The following is a 21,669-nucleotide window of genomic DNA, read 5'->3' as shown; positions in this document are numbered from 1 at the left end:
TTAGTTAAAGAAGTAACTGGAAAACAGAATACCCAGAACGAAAATCATTAGTAATCCCAGGTATAAAGAAGTCCGATTTAGTTCAACCGGCTGATTATTGGGATTGGGGGATCTTTCGGCCATAATTGCTCCTAACGGTGAATAAATTGCATTGCAGCGATCGCGCCTAAAAAGAATACAGTTGGTACACCTAAAGTGTGAACTGCCAGCCATCTAACGGTAAAAATTGGATAGGTAACTGGTTGATTGATGTTATTGCTGCTAGTCATAATCTCAAACTACTTTTCGATAAATTGTTCAACTTGTTTTTTAGCTTCAAAACGGTTCTTCACAATTGGCACTTCTTGCCGCGTTGGTGTGAAATACTCATTGGGACGAGGTGTGCCAAAAGCATCATAAGCCAGCCCAGTTTGTACAAATAGCCAACCTGCAATAAACAATGCCGGGATGGTGATGCTGTGAATTACCCAGTAACGAACGCTGGTAATGATGTCCGAAAACGGACGTTCTCCAGTGGTACCTGACATTAGATGCCTACCTTTACATAGAGTGTTATTGAGTTTATTATCCTACAAAGTTAAGAAAGAGTTACAAGTTGCAACGTTCTTCTCAGAAATAAGATATCGGGCATGGGGCATAGGGCATTGGGTATTGCTTATTCTCCCTCCTCTTCCCCACTCCCCACTCCTTGTGCCTTTTGGGTAACTAAACAGCCTCTGCTGGGGAAGTTGTTTCAGGGTTTGGTAAATATTTGAGCAAAACGCCGCGATCGCCAATTATAAATCCCCGTTCTGGCTCTAAGAACACTATCTTATACAAATTAGCAGCAACTTCTTCCACTGCACGGTCTTTTTCCCACGTTTTGCCACCATCGCCACTCCGTAGCAAATTACCGCTACCGCCACCTATCCAAATTTCATTGGGTGTGCGATATGCTAAATCCAGTAAACCCCAACTGGTGGATACCTCTGGATATTTTGCCTTTTCCCACTCTTCAGGTTTAGTTGGGTCACTAAACTGAATTTGGCCTCCCCTAGCTAGTAACCACAATTGCCCATTGTCAGTAAATCCCATGTTTTCTAGCCGCCGAGAACTATTGCGGTTATGGGGTACCCAAGCATCTTGTCCTGGTTCCCAAGTCGAGTAAAAACTACCTTTAGCCGAAACTGCAATATATTTACCATCAGCAGAACGTTCCAAGTTACGTACCACACCTACTGCTGATTCTACCTGGGCTTTCCAGTTTTTGCCGCCATCTGTGGTCTTATATATTGCTCCGACATCAGTAGCCATTTCAGCTGTCTTGTCTGCCAGTGCCTTAATTGCGATCGGGCTACCTGGTAGCTTTTCGCTCAGGGGAATACGTGACCAAGAACCACCTTCATCGGTAGTGTGCAACAACAGTCCAGGCTCTCCGGCAATCCAGCCTTCTTTACCTGCAAAACTTACTGAGTCAAAGCGATACTTTTGCTCATCCAGTTGTAATATTATCGGTTTCCAGGTATTACCACCGTCATTGGTTTCTAACAAGGTAGCATTGCTACCTACTAAGTAGCCATGCTCAGGATTTTTAGTAAAAGCAATATCCAGGAGATTCGAGTCTGTTGGCACAGAAATGACTTTCCAGGGGTTGTAGCTAACAGATGGGATTTTGCTACAACCTATACACATGAGGACTACTATCAACAAGGCAGCTATTCGTTGCCAACCTTTCACAATTGAATGCATTAGTATTTCTTAAGTTGTTTCTAAATTTCTGTAGCTGTTCTCTAAAAGGTTTACTGATACTTTTCTGCTAACATTTGCTAACAAATACATAAGTTGAGCAGATCAGTCTCAACCAAGGCGTATCAACCGATGCATAAAAACAAGTTTTATACACTCTTACTTTTTTGCTTCTAGCGTGATTCTTGCTTTGAGAAGTAACATGTTTGCGATTACTTGCTGTAACACCTCAGAGGCAACTTATCAGTATAGAGGTTGCTTGACGTTACGGATTCTCACCCGATTTTCTGATATTTTATCAGAGAATACACGGTTAATCAATGTAAAAAAGCAATCATTTCTTAGCTTAATTAAACGCTATACGGAATAGATAAAACAACATATCTGTGTGATTATAATCACACAACCAATAATGAAAATCTCTTTTCCTACTCACTACTCCCTCTTTCTGAGATAACGGCTGTCATTGTAAACCGTAGAGACTGATAAAAAACAAGAAGCCAAGAGCCAAAGCACCAAAAATTAGGATATTCTTTTGGGTTGGCGTTAGGTTATTGACACCCAAACCGTAACCGAGATTTTCTTTGAAGCCGGATGCGGTACCCGTAGGGCCGATGTTGGCAAAAGCGGTCTTCTTCGCGGCACAAACTGGACAGCGCCAATCTATGGGCAGTTCTGCAAAGGTTGTTCCTGAAGGAATATCATCCTTGTCGTCTCCCTTTTCCGGTTCGTAAACATAACCGCAGGCTCGACACTCGTAGCGGTCTAACACCGGAGTCTCAACAGCTGGTTCGCTCATGGCTAAGGCCTCGCAGAGGAGAAATCTTAAATATACGTTAAAAATTATGACATAATTGTTAGACTTTTCTATCACTAGCAAAAGCGAATTAAATAAGCTGTTGTGCGCCTATTTCCCAGATTTCAGAAAAACCAAACAGATATAATGTAAAAGAAAGTAACGTAATTAAAGGGATTGGGCATTGGGGAGCCAGCGCCGTGGGCGGGTTTCCCGACCTGTACGCCTACGGGGAAGCAAGCTACGCGCAGCGTCTCCCTTAAAAGAGGCGACTGGCGTCATGGGGCATAGGGCATAGGGCATTGGGCATTGGTCAAAAATCAATAGTTATTCTCTCCTGCAACGCCAGCTTCCCCTGCTCCTTCATCTCCCCACTCCCCACTCCCCAGTCACTACTTAAAATACTCCATAAGCGGTAGATACTCATTGTGTTTGTCCTCAGCGGTTACGAGTACCTTCTAGGCTTTTTCATCATCTGTAGCCTAGTACCTGCCTTAGCGCTCTCAGCATCCAAGCTCCTACGACCCAGTGGTTACAGCCCAGAACGGCACACTACCTATGAATCTGGTATGGAACCCATCGGGGGAGCTTGGATTCAGTTCAACATCCGTTACTACATGTTTGCTCTGGTCTTCGTCGTTTTTGATGTGGAGACTGTATTCTTGTATCCTTGGGCGGTAGCTTTCCACCGTTTGGGGCTATTAGCATTTATTGAAGCGCTAGTCTTTATTGCAATTCTTGTAGTCGCCTTAGTTTACGCATGGCGTAAAGGAGCTTTGGAATGGTCTTGAATTCTAACTTAACAACCCAGGACAAAGAGCGAATCATCAACCCCATTGAGCGAACTAATGTCACTCAAGACCTTTCAGAAAACGTCATTTTGACGACGGTTGATGATCTCTATGACTGGGCGCGGCTTTCTAGTCTGTGGCCGTTGCTGTTTGGTACTGCTTGCTGCTTTATTGAGTTTGCAGCTTTAATTGGTTCCCGATTTGACTTTGACCGTTTTGGACTAATTCCCCGTTCTAGCCCCCGCCAAGCCGATTTAATTATTACGGCAGGGACTATTACGATGAAGATGGCTCCCCAACTGGTGCGTCTTTATGAACAAATGCCAGAGCCGAAGTATGTAATTGCGATGGGAGCTTGCACAATTACTGGCGGGATGTTCAGCGTTGATTCCCCCACGGCAGTGCGTGGAGTTGATAAACTGATTCCTGTGGATGTGTATTTGCCTGGTTGTCCTCCCCGTCCAGAAGCAATTATCGACGCAATCATTAAGCTGCGGAAGAAAATCGCCAATGAATCGATGCAAGAGCGGTATAAAATTAAGCAAACCCACCGCTACTACAGCACGACTCATAACCTGAAGCCAGTAGAGGAAATCTTAACTGGTAAGTATTTGCAGTCAGAAACTCGCTCTGCACCACCGAAGGAATTGACGGAAGCGATCGGTCTACCGATACCACCTGCACTGCAAACAGCAAAGGCACAAAAGGAGGAACAAATCCGTGGCTGAAGAAGAATCTAAATCAGTACCAGCAGACGAAGAAGAGTCTAAACCAGTAGCAGTAGCCAAAGAAGAGTCACTGGTACAAGCCGGTAAAGTTTCCCAGTGGTTAACGGAAAATGGCTTTGACCATGAGTTTTTAGCACCAGACAAAAATGGTGTAGAGATAATTAAAGTGGGGGCAGATTTCTTGCTTCCCACTGCTACAGCTCTTTATGCCTACGGGTTTAATTATCTCCAGTTTCAAGGTGGTGTTGACCTTGGACCAGGACAGGAATTGGTAAGTGTGTATCACTTGATTAAACTGGGTGATAATAGCGATCGCCCTGAAGAAGTACGCGTGAAGGTGTTCTTACCACGGGAAAACCCTGTAGTCCCTTCTGTGTACTGGATTTGGAAGACCGCAGATTGGCAAGAGCGCGAGTCTTACGATATGTTGGGCATTGTCTACGAAGGACACCCAAATCTCAAGCGGATTTTGATGCCGGAAGATTGGGTAGGTTGGCCTTTGCGGAAGGATTACATCTCGCCTGATTTTTATGAGTTGCAAGACGCTTATTAAAGATTGCTGAATAGAGACGCGATGAATCGCGTCTGTACAATATAGTGCTGAGTTTCGGCAGTGATTAACCCCTTTCCGGTGGCGGAGAGGGGTTATGTTTTTTTAATGCATAGGCGCTTCGTCTTCCCGCAAGGTAGGGGCGCAAAGGGAAGCGCAGAGGTTCGTAAAGGAGGGAGAGGTGCGATGTTCAGTGAGATTTCCTAGTAATCGGAATCGCAATCTCTACGGTTGTATCTATAATTTGTGTGAAAATTTAATGTAAATATTTAAAGTAATATGTCAGAAACACCTCAAGACGATGGCATTTGGATTGTGACGGATGAAACGCCTCAAATATCGATTCCTGACGGTGCTAAAGGCGGGAGTACTAATACACGCAGTTGGGGAGATGAAGCTATCAGGGAAAGTATTGGTAGCAAAGGGGTAGGAGATGCCGTTAAGGTTAGCGCTCAAAAATTAGAGCAAAATATGACTCACTTTCTCAAAGTAGTGGGAAGTTTGTTTACTCAAGCTGAACAGCAAGCAAAAGTCAACTCCAGGATGCAACTAGATGAAATTGAGTTGTCGGTGGAAATTAGTGCCGAAGGAGAAGTTAAATTAATTGGCAATGGTGCCAAAGCTGGTAGCAAAGGAGCAATTAAGCTGAAGTTCAAGCGGCAATAATCACAATGAAATGGCAAAAAATTGGGCGATCGCGATCGGAATTAACCAGTATGATTATCTGCAACCGCTAAACTATGCCAAGCGGGATGCACAGTTAATGCAGGAGTTTCTGAGCAATGAAGCGGGATTTGAGCGGATATATTTCTTTTCTGATGACTCCCCTAATATTGCTGGAAAATCGACTCGCCCAACTCGCATTAACTTGCTGCGAGTCTTGCGACAGTTATTTGACAATCCCTTTATGGGAGCAGGGGATAATTTCTGGTTTTTCTTCAGTGGGCATGGGATAAGATACGCTGACCGTGATTATCTCATGCCCTGTGATGGCGATCCAGAGGATATTGAAAACACGGCAATTGCGATTAACTTTGTGAGTGAACGCCTGCGTCGCTGCGGTGCTGATAATGTTGTCTTGATTCTGGATGCTTGTCGCAATGAAGGCAAAAAAACAGGTGAAGGAATTGGGCGACAAACCGCAGAAGAAGCACGTCAACAAGGAGTTATCAGCATTTTTTCTTGTATTCCTCAAGAGTTTTCTTATGAAATTGAGGCTTTACAACAAGGTGCTTTCACTAGTGCATTATTAGAAGGGTTAGGAATTCAAGGTAAATGCGCTACTGTTGAACGATTGAATCAATATCTCAAGTTTCGTGTGCCTGAACTGGTTCGCCAGTATAAGAATACAAGGCAAACGCCTTATCTTATTGCTGAACCTGTAAATAAATCCCACCTAATACTTGTGCCACGATATGCAACTCTAACGGATATCGCCACGTTGAAAAATGATGCTTACCAAGCAGAAGTAAACAGGAATTTAGATTTAGCAGAGCAATTATGGATTCGGTTATTAGCTGCGGCTTCAGGACAGGATATGGACGCGGTGAGAAGTTTACAAAGAATTGAACGGTTGCGAAATAGTTCTGCAAATCCTGATTTACCTCAGCCAACAATTCCACAAGTATCTAAGTCAGTCACAAATACACCTATAAGTAAATCTCTTCAAATTCCATTTCCCAAGCCAATCTCACCATCCCCTATTACTAATACTCAAACTTCTGGTGCGGGACAAATTGCAACATCTACAAATCCAACACCTTCACCGCCATTAAAAAACCCAATATTACCTAACTGGTCACGGCGAAGGGTGATAACTGTTGGGTTTGCGGGTGCTGGGTTGGGTTTGGCAATTGTAGTACCTCGCATTTGGCGGTCTGATTCAGGAACAACTACACCAGAAGCTACAGGTGAACCAACAGATGCACCAGGAGCTACACCAGCAGCTTCACCAACAGCTTCACCAGAAATAACAAGACCTCCTAGTAACCCGAACCCGTCTGGTGTTTCCTCCAATTTAAAAACCTTTCGATTTGAAACGGTGACTGTCAATGCACAGGGAAGTATGACCAACCGCCGTAATGAGGAAGCGAAATATTTTGAAGAAGACTTAGGGAATGGTGTCACCCTGGAAATGGTGCAGATACCAGGGGGAACCTTTATGATGGGTTCACCGGAAGGAGAAGCAGAGAGAGAGGAAGATGAAAGTCTACAGCGTCAAGTAACAGTTCCTAAGTTCTTCATGGGGAAATATGCAGTTACCCAGGCACAGTATCAAACAATTATGGGGATAAATCCTTCTCATTTCAAAGGTGAGAAACGACCTGTAGAACAAGTAAATTGGGATGAGGCGGTAGAGTTTTGTAAAAAGTTGAGTCAGAAAACAGGAAAAACCTATCGACTACCTAGTGAAGCAGAATGGGAATATGCTTGCCGTGCAGGAACAAGTACACCGTTTTATTTTGGTGAAACGATTAACACAGATTTAGTTAACTACAACGGTAACTATCCTTACGGCTCTGCACCAAAGGGCGAATATCGTCAACAAACAACAGATGTAGGAAAATTTCCGCCTAACTCTTTCGGTTTATACGATATGCATGGTAATGTATATGAGTGGTGTCAAGATGTATATAATGACAATTACCAGGGTGCGCCAAAAGATGGTAGTGCGTGGCTGACTGGTAAAGATAATAACATAAAGCTGCTGCGTTGCGGTAGTTGGTTCGACTATGCCGTGGATTGCCGTTCTTCCTCTCGCGTTAGGCTCCCGCGCACGTATCGTAACAGCAATATTGGTTTTCGCGTGGTAGCGCTGGCTGTGGCGTGAGTACTCCCCAAAGTCAGAGTTAATAAGTGGGAATTTATCAAGCGTACACTAGGGAGTCCAGACCTGAACCAGCGAGGAAGGCGACAACCTCCGAATATAAAACCGAGTCGGATAGCTTGGTAGGTTGCAAAAACGAACAGTTGTTCGACTCAATTAATTCTGCGAGATTTAAAAGAAACTTCTAAAATCTAGCTCATTTTTAATTATTCTAATTTTTGTTTAATCAAAATTTCAACTTCTTCAATCTCAGCATTCGATTTTGGGATGTCAAAAGTCTCTGGAGACGCTTCAGATGTAAAGCGGTCAACAAAAGCACGAAACGCTGCTTTGTTGTTGGGGTGAGCAATGACGAAGGCTCTTAACTCAGTTTTGCTCATGCTGCTAAAGTCTGGCTCAATCACAAGAACCTCCAAAGACCATTGCGATAGATTTCTACCTCTATGTTATCTCCTGCCAAAATAAACACATTACCTGTTTGTTCATCGAGGCGGACAATGTAAATAGGAGTGAATGTATTGGTCAAAGATTGACATATTATGATACACCTGATGCCTTGTTCAGCAGTTGGCAAGATTTGTATACCTCATAACCGCATAGCTTGGAATCAAAATAGCAGATAAGGGAAAAATATCAAACCATTTCTGTTGTAAATTGATAAGGCAGTGCTTCTCAATCTCGCCATCAAATATCACGACAAAATCTGTCACAATCTTACTCTAAGGTTTTGTTTCTGGTAGCTTGAGAAACTTATCTAAAGTTATCGATTTAGATGGGGTTTGTAGCATTAGGGCTTTCTTGTAAAAAAGAGTTTGATTAGCTTTATATTAATTTTAATGATGCGTTGACCTTTGTGACAACGCACCATTATCGAAAGAAACGGCGAGTCCAAACAATTACTTCACAGATGTCACTGTTTGGTTTACTAGTGGACGTGCTTTTTTACGGTCTGACCTGCGCGTTCCACCAGCCATCTCATACTCATCACTATTTTTGCCATAACGAGATGCAACATTCAACAGCATCTGCTCAGTATAAATATTTAACTCACGTTCTGCTTCTATTAATGCATTGTGTGTCTTATCTACTATTGTTTGTGCTTGATTATAAGCGGCTAACTTTTCTCGTAATTCAATGACTCTAGTGTTGTAAGTAGCAATTGAAAACCCATTGCTAAAGTCTAATTGAGAGTTAATTGTCTGCATTCCTTCAATCCGTCGTTCAGCTTTGTTCAGTGCTATGGAGTTTCGTTTGCGTTGCGTCATATAGTTTTCCTGTTTGGATTAATTTATAAATAACCCCGAATCTAAACACTGAGTTATTTATATATCATTAAAATACGCACTAACCAGATGCAGCAGCCACAGTGAAGTTACAGAATTATAAAAGCATTGGATGGCATTAACCAACTAGATAGATGCGGGTATATTTGCTGAAATTCGTTGAGAAAAGCTGGTTTAGAAGTCGCAAAAGCTAGTTTAGAAGTCGCAAAAGCTGGTTTTAAAGTCGAAAAAGTAGGTTTTAAAGTCGAAAAAGAAGATTTTAAAGTCGAAAAAGCTGCTTTACAAGTCGCAAAAGTTAGTTTAGAAGTTCCAAAAGCTAGTTTAGAAGTCGCAAAAGCTGGTTTGATGTACATACAAGTCGAATTACCCCCCTTAATCCCCCCTTGGGAAGGGGGGAAAGAAGAAATCCAGTTCCCTCCCCTTTGCAAGGCGATCGCAGGCGGGTTGTGGGTGTGGTTTCCAGCTAGTGATCGGGAAACAATAAATCCAGTTCCCTCCCCAATACATACGGGGAGGGTTAGGTGGGGTAAAACAGCACGGCGTAAATAAAGCAACTTAGAGGGTGATGAGACGAAGCACACTAAAAATTTATTTTTATAACTGAAAACTTTATTTTATTTATGTGTTAAGTAGCTTTCAGGATGTTATCTGTATAATCTATCATTCAGTTTAAATTATCGAATGTATAATCTATCATTCAGTCTGATTAATTATTGACCTCTGTTACTTATTGATAGGTTGAAACTTTGGGATTAGGGCATCTCTTTTTAAGACATAACATACCACTCACCTAGTAGTTATTTTTTAACGGAATTTGAGAAGTTAGGTAGGCATACTCTATTTTAGACATTAGCTAAACTTTTACTTCAAAAATCATGAGCCATTATATGGATAGTTAGCACCTTTACGGCACTATCCGATGTCTCAAGACTTATTAAACTCCTTTCAAGAAGCATACAGCAATCTCGAATTGTTTCCGTTGATGGAACGGAACGAAATGGAAAGATTCAGAGTCGAATATGGTGATGATTTGATTGCAGACCTTAACCAATTAGTGGAAGATAGTCCGAATGGAGATGGCAAAATTGTCTTTACAGGACATCGGGGATGTGGTAAGTCCACTTTGTTAGCTGAGTTTAGCAGACAAATTCAAAATAAATATTTTGTAGTTCTATTCTCTATTGCTGACAAAATTGAAATGTCGGCGGTTAACCATATTAATATCCTGTTTGCGATCGCAGTTAATTTAATGACAGAGGCAGAAGCACGCCGAGTTGATATTCCTCAATCTACTAAAGAAGCTCTTTATAAGTGGTTTGCTACCCGTACTCGCACTGAAGAATTAAATTTACAAGCAGAAGCTGGAATAGGTTTTGACCTTCTAAAATTGATTAGCTCTAAATTAAAAGCTGATGCTAGTGTTAGGGATGAAATTAAGCAAGAATTTGAACGTAAATTATCAGATTTAGTTGCCAGAATTAATGAAATTGCGGCTCTAATTCAAACTGCAACTCAACAAAACGTTTTAGTAATTATTGATGATTTAGATAAACTTGACTTAGGAAGAGTTAACGAAATTTATCGAGATAATATTAAAGCTCTCTGCCAACCTAACTTTCAAATTATCTACACTATCCCGATTGCAGTCCTTCGGGAAACATTTCTCAGTACAATAATTACCACTGAAACCAACGACCAGGTTGTGGCGATGCCTGTCTTAAAAATCTTTGAGAAAGGTAAAAATCGCTTCCCTAATGCCAAACCTCGCCCGGAAGCAACAAAGATTCTCGGTGAAGTTTTGCAAAAGCGGATTTCCAGTGAATTAATCACAGCAGAAACTGCTGAAAAAATTGTGATTTCCAGTGGTGGTGTATTGCGAGAGTTAATTCGTATTTCTAAGGAATGTTGCCGGATTTGTTTGCGGATGATCCGGCGAAATCCCTCAGCAGAAATTATTATTGATGATAAAATTCTCCTTCAAGCAATCAATAAAATCCGCAATGATTTTTCTATCCGTTTAGGAAAAGCTGATATAGATATTTTGCAGAGTGTTTATGAACAGTTTATGCCCAATGACCCCAAACAAGCAGAGTTTTTGGATTTGCTACATGGGCTGTATGTTCTAGAATATCGCACTGATGAAACTTGGTACGATGTTCATCCAATTATTATCGAAAGCTTAAAAAGACAGGGAGCTATTAATGTTAAATGAAGAATTATTAGATGATGATGGAGAGAATCAAGATGCATACGATGATTTAATTGTTTCTATTGAAGCTCAAAAACGGGGATTAAATTTACTGATTGCAGTTTGCAATGATGCAAGCTTTCGTGATCAGATTATTACTCAGTATGAAGCTGAACTACAACCTGCTTTTCGTCCATATCGAGTGACTTTAGCACGTCAAGAACCGAGTCTAAAAGCTGTTCTTAACCAACTTGTACAACAAGAAGAATATCTTTGTCAGCATAAACAGGCGGTGATCACTGTGACGGGTGCTGAACAACTTTATTTTCTCAGATTGGGAAATGAGCAATCGGAACAGGAGAAATTTTTTGGTTACTTACAGTGGACAAGGGAAGGATTGCGCGAGTTTCCTTTTGCGATCGTGCTTTGGATAACTAACCAAATTTTAGTTAACTTGATTAAAAAAGCCCCTGACTTTTGGAGTTGGCGTAATGGTGTATTCCGGTTTGAATCTAAAAAGACGAATGCTATTCCTGGTAAAGAACTAGAACATATACGCTTTGTTTTTAGAGACACAGAATTAGCTAGCACAGATACTAATGAAAATAACCCCTTTTTCTTGCCCATTCAAGATTTACAAAGGCTAATCGAGAAAGTAGAACAGGAACGGGGAACTAAAGACCCCACCTTGGCTACTTTATACTCAAGGTTGGGCGATATTTACCGCAGCAGATTAGATCGGGGTGAATCTCAAAATTATCAAGAAGAACAGGAATTAGCAATTAAGTATTGGCGGCAGGCGAGTGAATTGCAAAATGAATTAGGTTTGCAGATGGACTTAGCTACTAGCTTCAACAATTTAGCAGGACTATACCGTGCAACAGGACGTTACAACGAAGCTGAACCACTATATCAACAAGCTTTAGAACTAAGGAAACGTCTTTTGGGAGACAGCCATCCTTCTTTTGCTACTAGCTTGAATAATTTGGCTGGACTCTACAAATCTACTGGACAATATAGTAAAGCGGAACTTTTATATCAACAAGCTTTAGAACTGAGGAAACGCCTGTGGGGAGAAAACCATGCCGATGTCGCCGCTAGTCTGAACGATTTGGCACTACTATATGATGAACAAGGACGTTATGACGAAGCAGAACCTTTGTATCTGCAATCATTAGAACTCGAAAAACGTTTGGTTAGCGAAAATCATCTTTCTTTGGCTTTTATATTGAATAATTTAGCGCTACTTTATTATCATCAAGGACGTTACAGTGAAGCTGAACCGTTGTCGCAACAAGCAATAGAACTAGATAAGCGATTTTTGGGAGAAGAAAATCCCGAAGTTGCAACAGATTTGCACAATTTAGGTTTAATATACCGCGCTCAAGGACGCTACGATCAAGCCGAATCTTTGTTTTTGCAATCATTGGAACTTAAGCAGCGTCTATTGCAAAAAGCGCATCCGCTTTTAGCAGATACTATCTATGCTCTTGGTTATATGTATAGGGAGCAGGGACGTTACAATGAAGCGGAACCTTTATGTATAAAAGCCTTAGAACTTGATAAGCACTTATTGGGAGAAAATCATCCCAATGTTGCCGAAAGTCTGAATAATCTGGCAGAAATTTATCGTGAAACTGGACGTTATGATGAAGCGAAACCGCTTTATTTGCAAGCTTTAGATATTTGTGAACGAGTCTGGGGCGTCAATCATATTCGTAGTGTGGCTGTTCGGGAAAATTTAGAAAAACTTAGTGTAGCAATGCGGGAGAATTAAGGTTAGAAAATGTCACGCAGAGGCGCACAGGTGCAGAGAGAAGGATTGAGTTTTAAGACAGTCGCTAGAGTCATTTGATTTTTAGTTGGGTAGCGATCGCCTGTTAAGTAGTCATGCAAAATTAAATATATTCAGATAGTGAACCTGAACCAGCTTAACTTCTGCCTTCACGTTTGCGTGTTTGGGATAGTCTTTAGCAGCTTCCGCAATGCTCTAAATTACTTAAATTTTAGGTTTTTTAATAGAAATGAACAATTTTAGAGACGTTGCATTGCAACGTCTCTACATCTGGGTTATTAGACTTCTTGCATGAATCAAAAGCCCTCACCCTAAATCCCTCTCCCAAGCTTGGGAGAGGGACTTTGAAATTGGCTCCCCTTCTCCCAATTTTGGGAGAAGGGGTTGGGGGATGTAGCTCGCTTCCCGCAGGGTGGGCGAATTTTGCATTTGTGCAAGAGGTCTATTGCATGAGAATTCGACGGATTAAAATGCTCATAACCTCATCTGGGTTATCGGTTGGTTGCAGTGGACTCCAGTCGCCAGGACTAGCGTAGCCAATTACCTGTAAATAGTGGATTGTGCTAGTAACGGCTTTGGCAGAACCAATGAGTAGATGCTTTATCCGTTCTCTCTTGGGAAATGAACTCTCAGGCGATTGCCGATGGGTGGACTAGAATCGTGATCACGACGCAGATACTGTTCTAACTTTGACTTTTGACTTCCCCAACGCGATCGGCTTTTTCTCAAGCCAGGTTTGAGAATCGTGCAAGGTCTTGGTTTTCTGGTTGATGTATGGTAAGTTTAACTATAATCCAGCAGGTAGTCTGTTGTTAAGCTGGCTCAAAAGTTTTATGGCGGACAGCAGTACAGGTAATCCCGATTCTCGACAAGAGTCTATTCTGAATGCTAATGTCAGCGATCAAGCAGCAGAGTTAGACGCTCTTGGTTTTGAACCTTATGTTAGTGCGATCGCAGAGTTTTTAACCAATCCTGTAACTCAACCTCCACTGACTATTTCTATCGAAGGTGCATGGGGTAGTGGTAAGTCTTCTTTTATGAAGCAACTCCAGAAAGTCATTGAAGAAAGTCAACAGAAAAAGTTTGAGGATAAGTTAAAAAACGATTGGAACAACGCACTGATTTGATGCTCTCAACTTTGCGGAAGTACATTGTTGCGATGGGAGGTGAGTTACGGCTTGTTGTTGAATTTCTCAACCGTCCACCTCTAACCCTAGTAGGTATTTCCGAAATTGAAGAATCAGAGGAAGTAGCGATTTAAATGACCTGTGATGGAGAGTGCGGCTTACCCTATATACCCTGCTTGTTACTCTAAAATTACTGTGAATTACCAAAAGTTATTGGTTGTGTTTGCAAGCCAGAACCTCGATTTGTTTAATAAGTCGGGGTTCTGGGGGAAGCTTGCTCAATTTTCCTTCAAATCTCCTAGCGAACTCCAACAAAACCAGCTTGCTGAATTGCCTTTTGCCCCTGGTCAGTTGATAAAAGTTCGGCATAGGCATCCCCAATCTGTTGTTCCCGACCTTTATTCTGCTTAATAATCACAGACAAGTTAGCGATAATGGGATAGCTACCATCTTTGATAGCCTGAGTATTTAGCTGGTTGCGCCGACGTGGACATTGCTCAGGCGACACCATCGGTTCGCGATAAGGGGGAATTAGCTGACCAGAAGTGCGACCCAATGGCAAAGCCTTCACACTGCATTGAAATACTACTGAACGGGCAGAAGCGTAATAGACACCACCAGGGGTTTTACTGAGTTGGCGCACTGCCTCTGTAGTAGAGTAGACATACTGCACATTAGAGCCAAGTGCTTGCTCTTTCAAGTCGCTGTTATTAGAGAATATTACTGTATCTGCGTCCTCTGGGCGTTGAGACAAAGGTGTGATGGGCAGGTTTGGCCCACCTACTTGATTCCAGTTAGTAATTTTCCCCAAATAAATCTGCTGCAATTGGTCAACAGTTAAACCTGACACTTTGAGTGATGGGTTGACTACCACTGCTATGCCATCCTTACCCACCGGACGTTCTTTAAGGGTGAAGCCTCGCTCTTTTGCAATAGCTTGTTCTTCATCTGTAAGAGGACGGGAAGACTGAGCAAAGTCTAGTTTCCCATCAAGCAACATCCGAATGCCTGAGCTAGAACCAGGGCTAGCATTAACAGGGTCTACGTAGCGTAATTGTAGTTCAGGGCGATCGCTCTGGATCTGAGAATCTACCAATTGCCGGATAGATGCCCAAGCTGTACTGCCTCCGTAGTTAAATGAGGCATTGGGGACATTAGCAACTGTCTGAAAAGTTGATCCAGTACTAGGAAGGGTGTTACTAGAGATGGCGTTGGAACTTTGATTGGAGGAATCAACGCTGCTGCGGGACAATAAGTTCGGCTTCAGTAACCACCAAAGCAGTCCCCCAATAACCATAAGTGTCAGCACTTTACCAATAATCAAACCTCTAAGAAAGAGGGCTATTTCACTGTTAATTAAAGCTTTTTTTTGGTTTGTATTGTCCATTAGTTTCAAATATTCTTTATTATATTTATCCTACAGGAATCTATAGATATTTAGGTTAACAAAAATCTGCAATAAGCCAGTTAATAGCCAGTTTTATAAGTGCTGGTAGATAATTTACTCTTTTTAATGTAGTGAGATTCAATTTATTCTTTGGTAGTTTTTGCAATGATGGAATTACTTTTATAGACTCCTCTATTAACTGCTAATTTGGCTACGATGCTATTCAGATTAACATTAGTGAACCGTCGCTCAATAAATTTTTCTCTAAAATTATTTAATTGAGTAGGTTGCTTTGGAGGCGATGTCCCTGTATTAATAAATGTATAAATTAAAACTATTACTATCAAACTAGTGATAGCACCAAGCCCTATTCCCAGCAGCAAAATAAAATTTCTATAAGTTAGCAAGTAGCTATCATCACTATTTTGGTTTATGACAGCAGATTGTGAAGACTGTGACAACACCAGATCAGAATTAAGCGCTTGCAAAGCTTCTGCGGCAGTCTGGTAACGCTGATTATAGCGATCGCGAACCATTGTATCTAAAATATTTGCAAGACCGTCACTTACTTGTGCTTTATCGCGCCAGATAACTTCTCCAGTATTAGGATCATCTTGGAGTTGCTCAGGTATTAAGCCTGTCAAAGCTTGAATGGCAATCATCCCTACTGCATAGATATCGCTGCAAAGTTTTGGCTTTCCCTTAGCCTGTTCGCTTGGCATATAGCCAGGAGTCCCAACAGCAATTGTTAAGCCTGCTCCCAAAGCACCAATTTTCTTAATACTCCCAAAGTCAATTAGGACAATCTTCTGATCGGAGTGCCGCCGCATTAAATTTTGGGGCTTGATATCCCGGTGAATAATATTGTGTTGGTGGACGAAGGCTAGCACTTCCAGGATGTCTTTTAATAAATTTAAGACTGTATTCTCGCTAAGACGCTGACCTAATACAATTTCTTGAGTCAAGGCATGACCGTCAATAAATTCCTGGACTAAATAAAAATCTCCATCTTCATTAAAATGGGCAAACAATCTAGGAATTTGATCATGAGCGTTGCCTAGCTGGTATAAAACTTCCGCTTCCCGATCAAATAGACTTTTAGCGATGGGTAGAACAGCAGGATTGCGATCTTTTGGGTGGAAATGTTTGACAACACAATGGGGTTGTCCTGGTAAATCCAGGTCTACGGCTAAGTAGGTATCACCAGAACCTCCGCTTCCTAAGTGTTTGACAATCTCAAAGCGATTCCGAAGTGTTTTTCTGGCGAGAGAGTATTGATGTCTCTTACGTCTAGCACCTGCTAACAAGTAAGTATTACCATATCCTCCGCTTTTGTGCAGTTTGACAGTCTCAAAGCGACTTCGGAGTGTTTTTCTGACTAGAGGGTTCTGGCTCATATGGTGTCTACTACTTGTTAATTTGCTGACCATTCAGAGCTTGGGTGAGGTTATGAATACCTGCTGCTAGATTTGTTAGTATTTGAGGCAGTCAGCTTTTCATACAACCTATGCTTTGGAGCAGTTTTATGGTTAGCCGCTTGATTAGTTCATTTAATACCTTTATAGGTATCTTACATATAAAATTTATTTCTGGAATAGTTCAAATAATTTTATCACTTAAGTAAGTTTAACACTAGTCCCCAGTATTTATAACTGCGCCACGAAGACAACATTCAGGAGCCAGGAGATTTATTTACTGGAGTTGAGACTAATTCTATCCATTAAACCGTTAAACCCTTATCCAGAAAGGCTTTAATGATTTTTATGATTGATTTAAATCAGAAGTCGATAACCCTTGTCACATAAGGGTTGTAGCCTTAAAATTCCAATTTAGTCTAAACTCCAGGATTTATTCATTTTAACTGTTGGGTCTGATTACTGACAAAACCTTGAACAGTGGAATTTAAAGCTACAAATATCCCTTCCGATGTCCACCACAATTTTGTTACCAGATTTTAGTCATTACTAACCGCGATCGCGTCGTCAGATCAACGTGATTTCCACAAAACTAAAAAAGAGCAGGTAAGTTCTTGAGGTAAATATTGAGTGATGGTTTTTAAGGCAATAAGTGTTAGTTGTCAATCACTGAGATATCAAGTTACAGCATATTAACTAGTTATTCAATAATTTCTCCAAAATATCCAACTTTTCCGACTTTTCCCACTTTTTACTCGCGTCTGTATCACTTGCAATAACTCAGTTACATTTAGCAAAACTTCTAGTGGGAAAAGTCTAAGCTGGTTTTAATATATTTTCGTCAATAAATAACAGTTTAGATAACTTCCCAGATATGTAATCTTTTAGAAACTGTCCTAATTTAGGTTTTGCTGCCAGCCGATAGATAAAATAATGTGACATCAGGCCAGCTAGCGGCAACAGTAGCGTTATTGTTAATAAAAAAAGCCCCCGAATGGGGGCCGATTAACTTGTTAGCGTGGAGTGAACAACTAATAATTAATACTCACAGTAGATACAGTAATCCGAACAAAATAATCCAAATCACGTCAACGAAGTGCCAGTAGATTTCGGCTGCTTCAATGCCAAAGTGCTTTTCGTTACTGTAGTGACCCGGAACGCGCGATCGCCATAACACAGCAACAATTGCCAAAACGCCGATGGTAACGTGCAATCCGTGGAAACCAGTCAAAACGTAAAATGCACTGGCAAATAAATTGGTAGTTAAACCAAATTCTAAATGGGTATATTCATATACTTGACCCACCAAGAAAATAGCACCCATTGCAGCAGTAATTGCTAACCAGATTCGCGCACCCCGCGCATCGTTCTTTTTGATTGCAGTGTCAGCATTGTGCATGACAAAACTACTAGAAATCAGATTGATGGTGTTGACTCCAGGTAGCAATAGCTCTAACTCTGGGGTACCTGCTGGGGGCCATGCAGGTAAGGTAGCACGGAAAGCCAAGTAGGCTCCGAACAACCCCATAAAAATCATCCCTTCAGCAATCAGGAAGACAATTAGCCCAAACAGGCGATGGTCTGGATGTTCTTCGTGATGAGCGACGGACGCTTCCGCCGCGTGGTGATGATTTAGTTCGGTTTTAGCTGGGTCAATAGTTTGACTTTGCATGAATTTTTAATGCCTAGAGGAGAAGGGGGGAGGGAGAGCAGGGGGGAAGAACTATTGATTATTGACCAATGCCCCATACCCCATGCCCAATGCCCTGTTTATTTGCGGTCTTCGGGATTGGCAGCAACCGCTGGGTCGGGTTCTGCTCTTAACACTGAGTTTGGCCCAGCAGATAAGACTGGATTGGGATCAGACAAAGGTACACCTTCGCTAGCCCTTTCCAAACCATAGTCGTAGGGGCCGGTAGCCAGTACTGGGGTTTGATCAAAATTCTCGATCGCTGGCGGTGAGGTTGTCATCCACTCTAAGGTAAGTGCCCTCCAGGGATTATTAGCAGCTTTCTCTCCATACAACCAACTCCAAATCGCATTGAAGATGAAGGGGAATGTCGAAACTGCTAGTATGTAAGCGCCATAAGTGCAGATTTCGTTGAGAAAGGTAAATTTAGGGTCATACTGGGCGATACGGCGGTTCATACCCATTAATCCCAGCTTGTGCATGGGTAAGAAGGTCATGTTTAGACCAACAATTGTCAAGGCAAAGTGAACCTTACCCCAAAATTCGTTCAGCATCCGTCCCGTCATTTTCGGGAACCAGTGGTAAATCGCCGCATAAATGCCGAGAACACTACCACCAAATAAGACATAGTGCAAGTGTGCAACTACAAAATAGGTGTCGTGAACGTGAATGTCAAAGGGCACTGCTGCCAACATCACGCCACTGATACCACCAATCACAAAGGTGCCAACAAAGCCCATTGCGAATAGCATGGCACTATTGAGTTGGATTTTTCCACCCCACATGGTTGCTAACCAGCTGAAAATTTTAATTCCCGTGGGTACGGCAATGATCATGGTGGTGATCATAAAGAACATCCGTAACCAACCGGGGATACCGCTGGTAAACATGTGGTGTGCCCAAACAATTAGCCCCAGAAAGCTAATGGCAAGAGAGGAATAGGCGATCGCTTTATAGCCAAAAATCGGCTTGCGGGAATGCACCGGGATAATTTCCGAAATTGCCCCAAAAAAGGGCAAAATCATGATATATACCGCTGGGTGGGAGTAAAACCAGAACATGTGCTGGTATACCACTGGGTCACCACCGCCAGTTGGGTTAAAAAATGTTGTCCCGGCAATTAAGTCAAAGGAAAGCAGAATTAGACCTGCTGCTAATACTGGCGTAGATACCAGAGTCAGTGCCGAGGTAGCAAACATCGCCCAGCAGAACAAGGGCATTTGGTGAACCCCCATACCAGGGATACGCATCTTCAGCAATGTGACGAGGAAATTGATTGCCCCCAAAATTGATGACGTACCTAGTAGGAGGACGCTCATAATCCAAATTCCCTCACCTACTTGACCTGTTACCAAGCTCAGGGGAGGGTAGGAAGTCCAACCCGCATCCGGTGCATCGCCTACCACTAAACTAGTGATCAACAATAAACCCGCAGGGGGAATCATCCAAAAGGCAACAGCATTCAAGCGCGGGAAGGCCATATCCTTGGCCCCAATCATCAAGGGGATGAGGAAGTTAGCAAAACCTGCACCAGCTGGCACGATCCACAAGAAAATCATGATCGTGGCGTGTAGCGTAAATAAGCTGTTGTAGACTTCAGGGGTGACAAAATCGACTTCTGGGGTTCGCAGTTCTGTACGAACTAAGTCAGCCATCACGCCACCAATACAGTAGAAAATGAACGTAGTGACTAGGTATTGAATCCCAATCACCTTATGGTCGGTGTTGAAGCCAAAGTAGTCTTGCCATTTTCTAACCCCTGGTTCCTCAAGAAGGGCGGGGATATTGGCAGTTTCTTGCAACCGAGCTTGTGTCATAAGAGTTTTGAGTCTTGAGTCCTGTTAGCGATAGCGGGGCGTTTAGCCCGTTGTGAGTTATTACTTTTGACGTGGACTGTTGACTATTTGTGAATTTGATGTAACATTTCTGGCTGAATTCCCATGTCCTTGGTGTAAGGGGCGAGAAATTCATTTGGGGAAAGATCCGCAGGGTTAACAGCAACAGCTTGATTTAGCGTTTCTTTGCTGGCAACTAGCTGCTCTTGCTGCCATTTATCAAAGGCTTCTTCTGTCTCAACTACTACTGATGCTCTCATCGCACCGTGATATGGGCCACAAAGTTCAGCACAAATCAGGGTATAATCGCCTGCTTTTTTGGGCGTGAAACGAATCTCGCTTTGTCTACCAGGGATCGCATCTTGTTTCAGACGGAACTCTGGCACCCAGAAGGCGTGAATAACATCGTTGGCTGTCATATTGATTTGCACTTCTCGCCCGATGGGGACGTGCATTTCACCTGTAGTTATACCAGTTTCAGGATAGGTGAAAATCCAGGCATATTGTAGACCTGTGACGTTGACCCGCAATTCTGGTGGTTTGCCTGCTCTATCAGGACTGCCCCCAATTGTCGGAGCAACAATACCTACACCTGGGGCATTCCGCAGTTGGGGAATTTGGTCAGCATTGCGAACTTCTGCGGTAGCTGGGTCTTGCATTGCCTCGTCAGATTTTTCTTGATTGAGGTTGGGTTCGGTGCTAGGAGGAGTATCGCTTAAAGTCGCTGCCATCGCACTTCCAGGCATTGCCATTGACTCCTGATTCATCGGCGCTTCATGGATAGCATGGGGATCGAAGCCACCGATTTCGTTGTACACATCAAAACTGTAAACAGAAATACCAATAACGATAATTGCTGGGATCGCCGTCCAGAGAATTTCTAGAGGTACATTGCCCTCAACTGGTGGGCCGTCTTGATTATCACCTGCACGGCGACGGTATTTGAATGCAGAGTAAATTAAAATACCTTCTACGAGCAGGAATATACCTGTAGAAATGATCATCATCGCGTTGAACAGACCATCCACTAATACGGCTTCATCCGTGGCTGCTGTTGGCAACAGACCGTGATTTTGACCGTACCAAAGGCTGACTAGCGTTAGCACGATGCCAATGAGTAATGTCCAGATTGAACTTGGAATCTTCACGGCTTACTTAATTTAATTTACTACGTTATCTCAAAGCTACTCACTTACTAAGGTAGTCTAGGCCAGAAGGCATGGAATCCAAAGGTCTGAAATTTTTATTAATTTTTTTAACTATTTTACTAATTTTGGGTAGAAGGTGACTATCAAATCCTGCCAAAAGTAGATGTAAATCAGTGGAAAAATTTAGGATGCTTAAATTAATTGTGATTAATCAATTTTTCACATCTTGAAAAATACCTAAAGCTTCAGGCAAAACGTCGCTAAAGTGATTCAAAGTATAAGTGAGTGCTAATCTATAAACCTTTAGCCTATACGCTAGGGTGAAGATGGGACGCTAAAAGAAAATTGAAAATTTTAAGAGATCCACCAAGAGCGGGCAGAAGG

Annotated in this window: 22 protein-coding genes; 10 read left to right on the top strand and 12 right to left on the bottom strand. The window is 42.2% G+C overall.

Annotated elements, in window-relative coordinates:
- The 5 genes from Q0541_RS05185 to Q0541_RS05165 all read right to left on the bottom strand — a co-directional run bounded on the left by Q0541_RS05185 (position 1) and on the right by Q0541_RS05165 (position 2,524).
- Entirely contained in the window at positions 1-123 is a 123-nt protein-coding gene (locus tag Q0541_RS05185; protein WP_104908255.1) for a photosystem II reaction center protein L, read from the bottom strand.
- Between the two features lie 8 nt (positions 124-131).
- Entirely contained in the window at positions 132-269 is a 138-nt protein-coding gene (psbF, locus tag Q0541_RS05180; protein WP_174708531.1) for a cytochrome b559 subunit beta, read from the bottom strand.
- A gap of 9 nt (positions 270-278) precedes the next feature.
- Positions 279-527, bottom strand: a complete 249-nt coding sequence (gene psbE, locus Q0541_RS05175) for a cytochrome b559 subunit alpha (protein ID WP_298906511.1) — start codon at positions 525-527, stop codon at positions 279-281.
- 178 nt (positions 528-705) lie between these two features.
- Entirely contained in the window at positions 706-1,728 is a 1,023-nt protein-coding gene (locus Q0541_RS05170) for a photosynthesis system II assembly factor Ycf48 (RefSeq protein ID WP_298906507.1), read from the bottom strand.
- A gap of 460 nt (positions 1,729-2,188) precedes the next feature.
- Positions 2,189-2,524 carry a rubredoxin gene (locus tag Q0541_RS05165; protein WP_298906505.1) on the bottom strand — a complete coding sequence of 112 codons (336 nt, stop codon included), beginning with the start codon at positions 2,522-2,524 and terminating at the stop codon, positions 2,189-2,191.
- 425 nt (positions 2,525-2,949) lie between these two features.
- Here Q0541_RS05165 and ndhC point away from each other — a divergent pair, with 425 nt between their 5' ends.
- The 5 genes from ndhC (at position 2,950) to Q0541_RS05140 (ending at position 7,420) form a co-directional block, all read left to right on the top strand.
- Positions 2,950-3,312, top strand: coding sequence for a photosynthetic/respiratory NAD(P)H-quinone oxidoreductase subunit C (gene ndhC / locus Q0541_RS05160; RefSeq protein WP_196526961.1), 363 nt, complete (start codon positions 2,950-2,952; stop codon positions 3,310-3,312).
- Positions 3,303-4,040 carry a photosynthetic/respiratory NAD(P)H-quinone oxidoreductase subunit K gene (ndhK, locus tag Q0541_RS05155; RefSeq protein WP_298906502.1) on the top strand — a complete coding sequence of 246 codons (738 nt, stop codon included), beginning with the start codon at positions 3,303-3,305 and terminating at the stop codon, positions 4,038-4,040. Before ndhC ends, ndhK begins: the two co-directional genes overlap by 10 nt.
- Entirely contained in the window at positions 4,033-4,593 is a 561-nt protein-coding gene (locus Q0541_RS05150; RefSeq protein WP_298906499.1) for an NAD(P)H-quinone oxidoreductase subunit J, read from the top strand. The genes ndhK and Q0541_RS05150 overlap by 8 nt, the downstream gene beginning before the upstream one ends.
- A 276-nt stretch (positions 4,594-4,869) precedes the next feature.
- Complete coding sequence (locus tag Q0541_RS05145; protein WP_298906497.1) at positions 4,870-5,256, top strand: hypothetical protein; 387 nt, start codon at positions 4,870-4,872, stop codon at positions 5,254-5,256.
- Positions 5,257-5,266: 10 nt separating this feature from the next.
- Positions 5,267-7,420: an SUMF1/EgtB/PvdO family nonheme iron enzyme gene (locus Q0541_RS05140; protein ID WP_298906494.1), complete on the top strand. Its 2,154-nt coding sequence runs from the start codon at positions 5,267-5,269 to the stop codon at positions 7,418-7,420.
- 203 nt (positions 7,421-7,623) lie between these two features.
- On the opposite strand, the gene Q0541_RS05135 is transcribed toward Q0541_RS05140, so the two are convergent.
- Both Q0541_RS05135 and Q0541_RS05125 read right to left on the bottom strand, forming a co-directional pair.
- Complete coding sequence (locus tag Q0541_RS05135) at positions 7,624-7,821, bottom strand: hypothetical protein (RefSeq protein ID WP_298906491.1); 198 nt, start codon at positions 7,819-7,821, stop codon at positions 7,624-7,626.
- Positions 7,822-8,313: 492 nt separating this feature from the next.
- Entirely contained in the window at positions 8,314-8,682 is a 369-nt protein-coding gene (locus tag Q0541_RS05125; RefSeq protein WP_298906488.1) for a hypothetical protein, read from the bottom strand.
- Between the two features lie 177 nt (positions 8,683-8,859).
- On the opposite strand from Q0541_RS05125, the gene Q0541_RS05120 reads away from it, so the two are divergent.
- The 5 genes from Q0541_RS05120 to Q0541_RS05095 all read left to right on the top strand — a co-directional run bounded on the left by Q0541_RS05120 (position 8,860) and on the right by Q0541_RS05095 (position 13,944).
- On the top strand, positions 8,860-9,249 hold the full coding sequence (locus tag Q0541_RS05120) for a hypothetical protein (protein WP_298906486.1): 390 nt from the start codon (positions 8,860-8,862) through the stop codon (positions 9,247-9,249).
- 370 nt (positions 9,250-9,619) lie between these two features.
- Positions 9,620-10,912, top strand: coding sequence for an ATP-binding protein (locus Q0541_RS05115; RefSeq protein ID WP_298906483.1), 1,293 nt, complete (start codon positions 9,620-9,622; stop codon positions 10,910-10,912).
- Positions 10,902-12,665, top strand: coding sequence for a tetratricopeptide repeat protein (locus Q0541_RS05110; protein WP_298906481.1), 1,764 nt, complete (start codon positions 10,902-10,904; stop codon positions 12,663-12,665). The genes Q0541_RS05115 and Q0541_RS05110 overlap by 11 nt, the downstream gene beginning before the upstream one ends.
- A 773-nt stretch (positions 12,666-13,438) precedes the next feature.
- On the top strand, positions 13,439-13,810 hold the full coding sequence (locus tag Q0541_RS05100; RefSeq protein WP_298906479.1) for a P-loop NTPase fold protein: 372 nt from the start codon (positions 13,439-13,441) through the stop codon (positions 13,808-13,810).
- Positions 13,789-13,944, top strand: coding sequence for a hypothetical protein (locus Q0541_RS05095; protein ID WP_298906476.1), 156 nt, complete (start codon positions 13,789-13,791; stop codon positions 13,942-13,944). The genes Q0541_RS05100 and Q0541_RS05095 overlap by 22 nt, the downstream gene beginning before the upstream one ends.
- 164 nt (positions 13,945-14,108) lie before the next feature.
- Here Q0541_RS05095 and Q0541_RS05090 read toward each other — a convergent pair whose 3' ends face one another.
- The 5 genes from Q0541_RS05090 to Q0541_RS05070 all read right to left on the bottom strand — a co-directional run bounded on the left by Q0541_RS05090 (position 14,109) and on the right by Q0541_RS05070 (position 21,285).
- Positions 14,109-15,197 carry a substrate-binding domain-containing protein gene (locus tag Q0541_RS05090; protein ID WP_298906473.1) on the bottom strand — a complete coding sequence of 363 codons (1,089 nt, stop codon included), beginning with the start codon at positions 15,195-15,197 and terminating at the stop codon, positions 14,109-14,111.
- 143 nt (positions 15,198-15,340) lie between these two features.
- Entirely contained in the window at positions 15,341-16,594 is a 1,254-nt protein-coding gene (locus Q0541_RS05085) for a serine/threonine-protein kinase (protein WP_298906470.1), read from the bottom strand.
- A 1,063-nt stretch (positions 16,595-17,657) separates the two neighbouring features.
- Positions 17,658-18,284 carry a heme-copper oxidase subunit III gene (locus Q0541_RS05080; RefSeq protein ID WP_229485455.1) on the bottom strand — a complete coding sequence of 209 codons (627 nt, stop codon included), beginning with the start codon at positions 18,282-18,284 and terminating at the stop codon, positions 17,658-17,660.
- 98 nt (positions 18,285-18,382) lie between these two features.
- Complete coding sequence (gene ctaD, locus Q0541_RS05075) at positions 18,383-20,119, bottom strand: cytochrome c oxidase subunit I (protein WP_298906466.1); 1,737 nt, start codon at positions 20,117-20,119, stop codon at positions 18,383-18,385.
- An 83-nt stretch (positions 20,120-20,202) separates the two neighbouring features.
- Complete coding sequence (locus tag Q0541_RS05070; RefSeq protein ID WP_298906461.1) at positions 20,203-21,285, bottom strand: cytochrome c oxidase subunit II; 1,083 nt, start codon at positions 21,283-21,285, stop codon at positions 20,203-20,205.
- Positions 21,286-21,669: the final 384 nt, after the last annotated feature.

The sequence above is a fragment of the uncultured Nostoc sp. genome, from assembly GCF_937863485.1.
GTDB lineage: Bacteria > Cyanobacteriota > Cyanobacteriia > Cyanobacteriales > Nostocaceae > Nostoc.
This window is presented reverse-complemented; position numbering and strand designations above follow the sequence as displayed.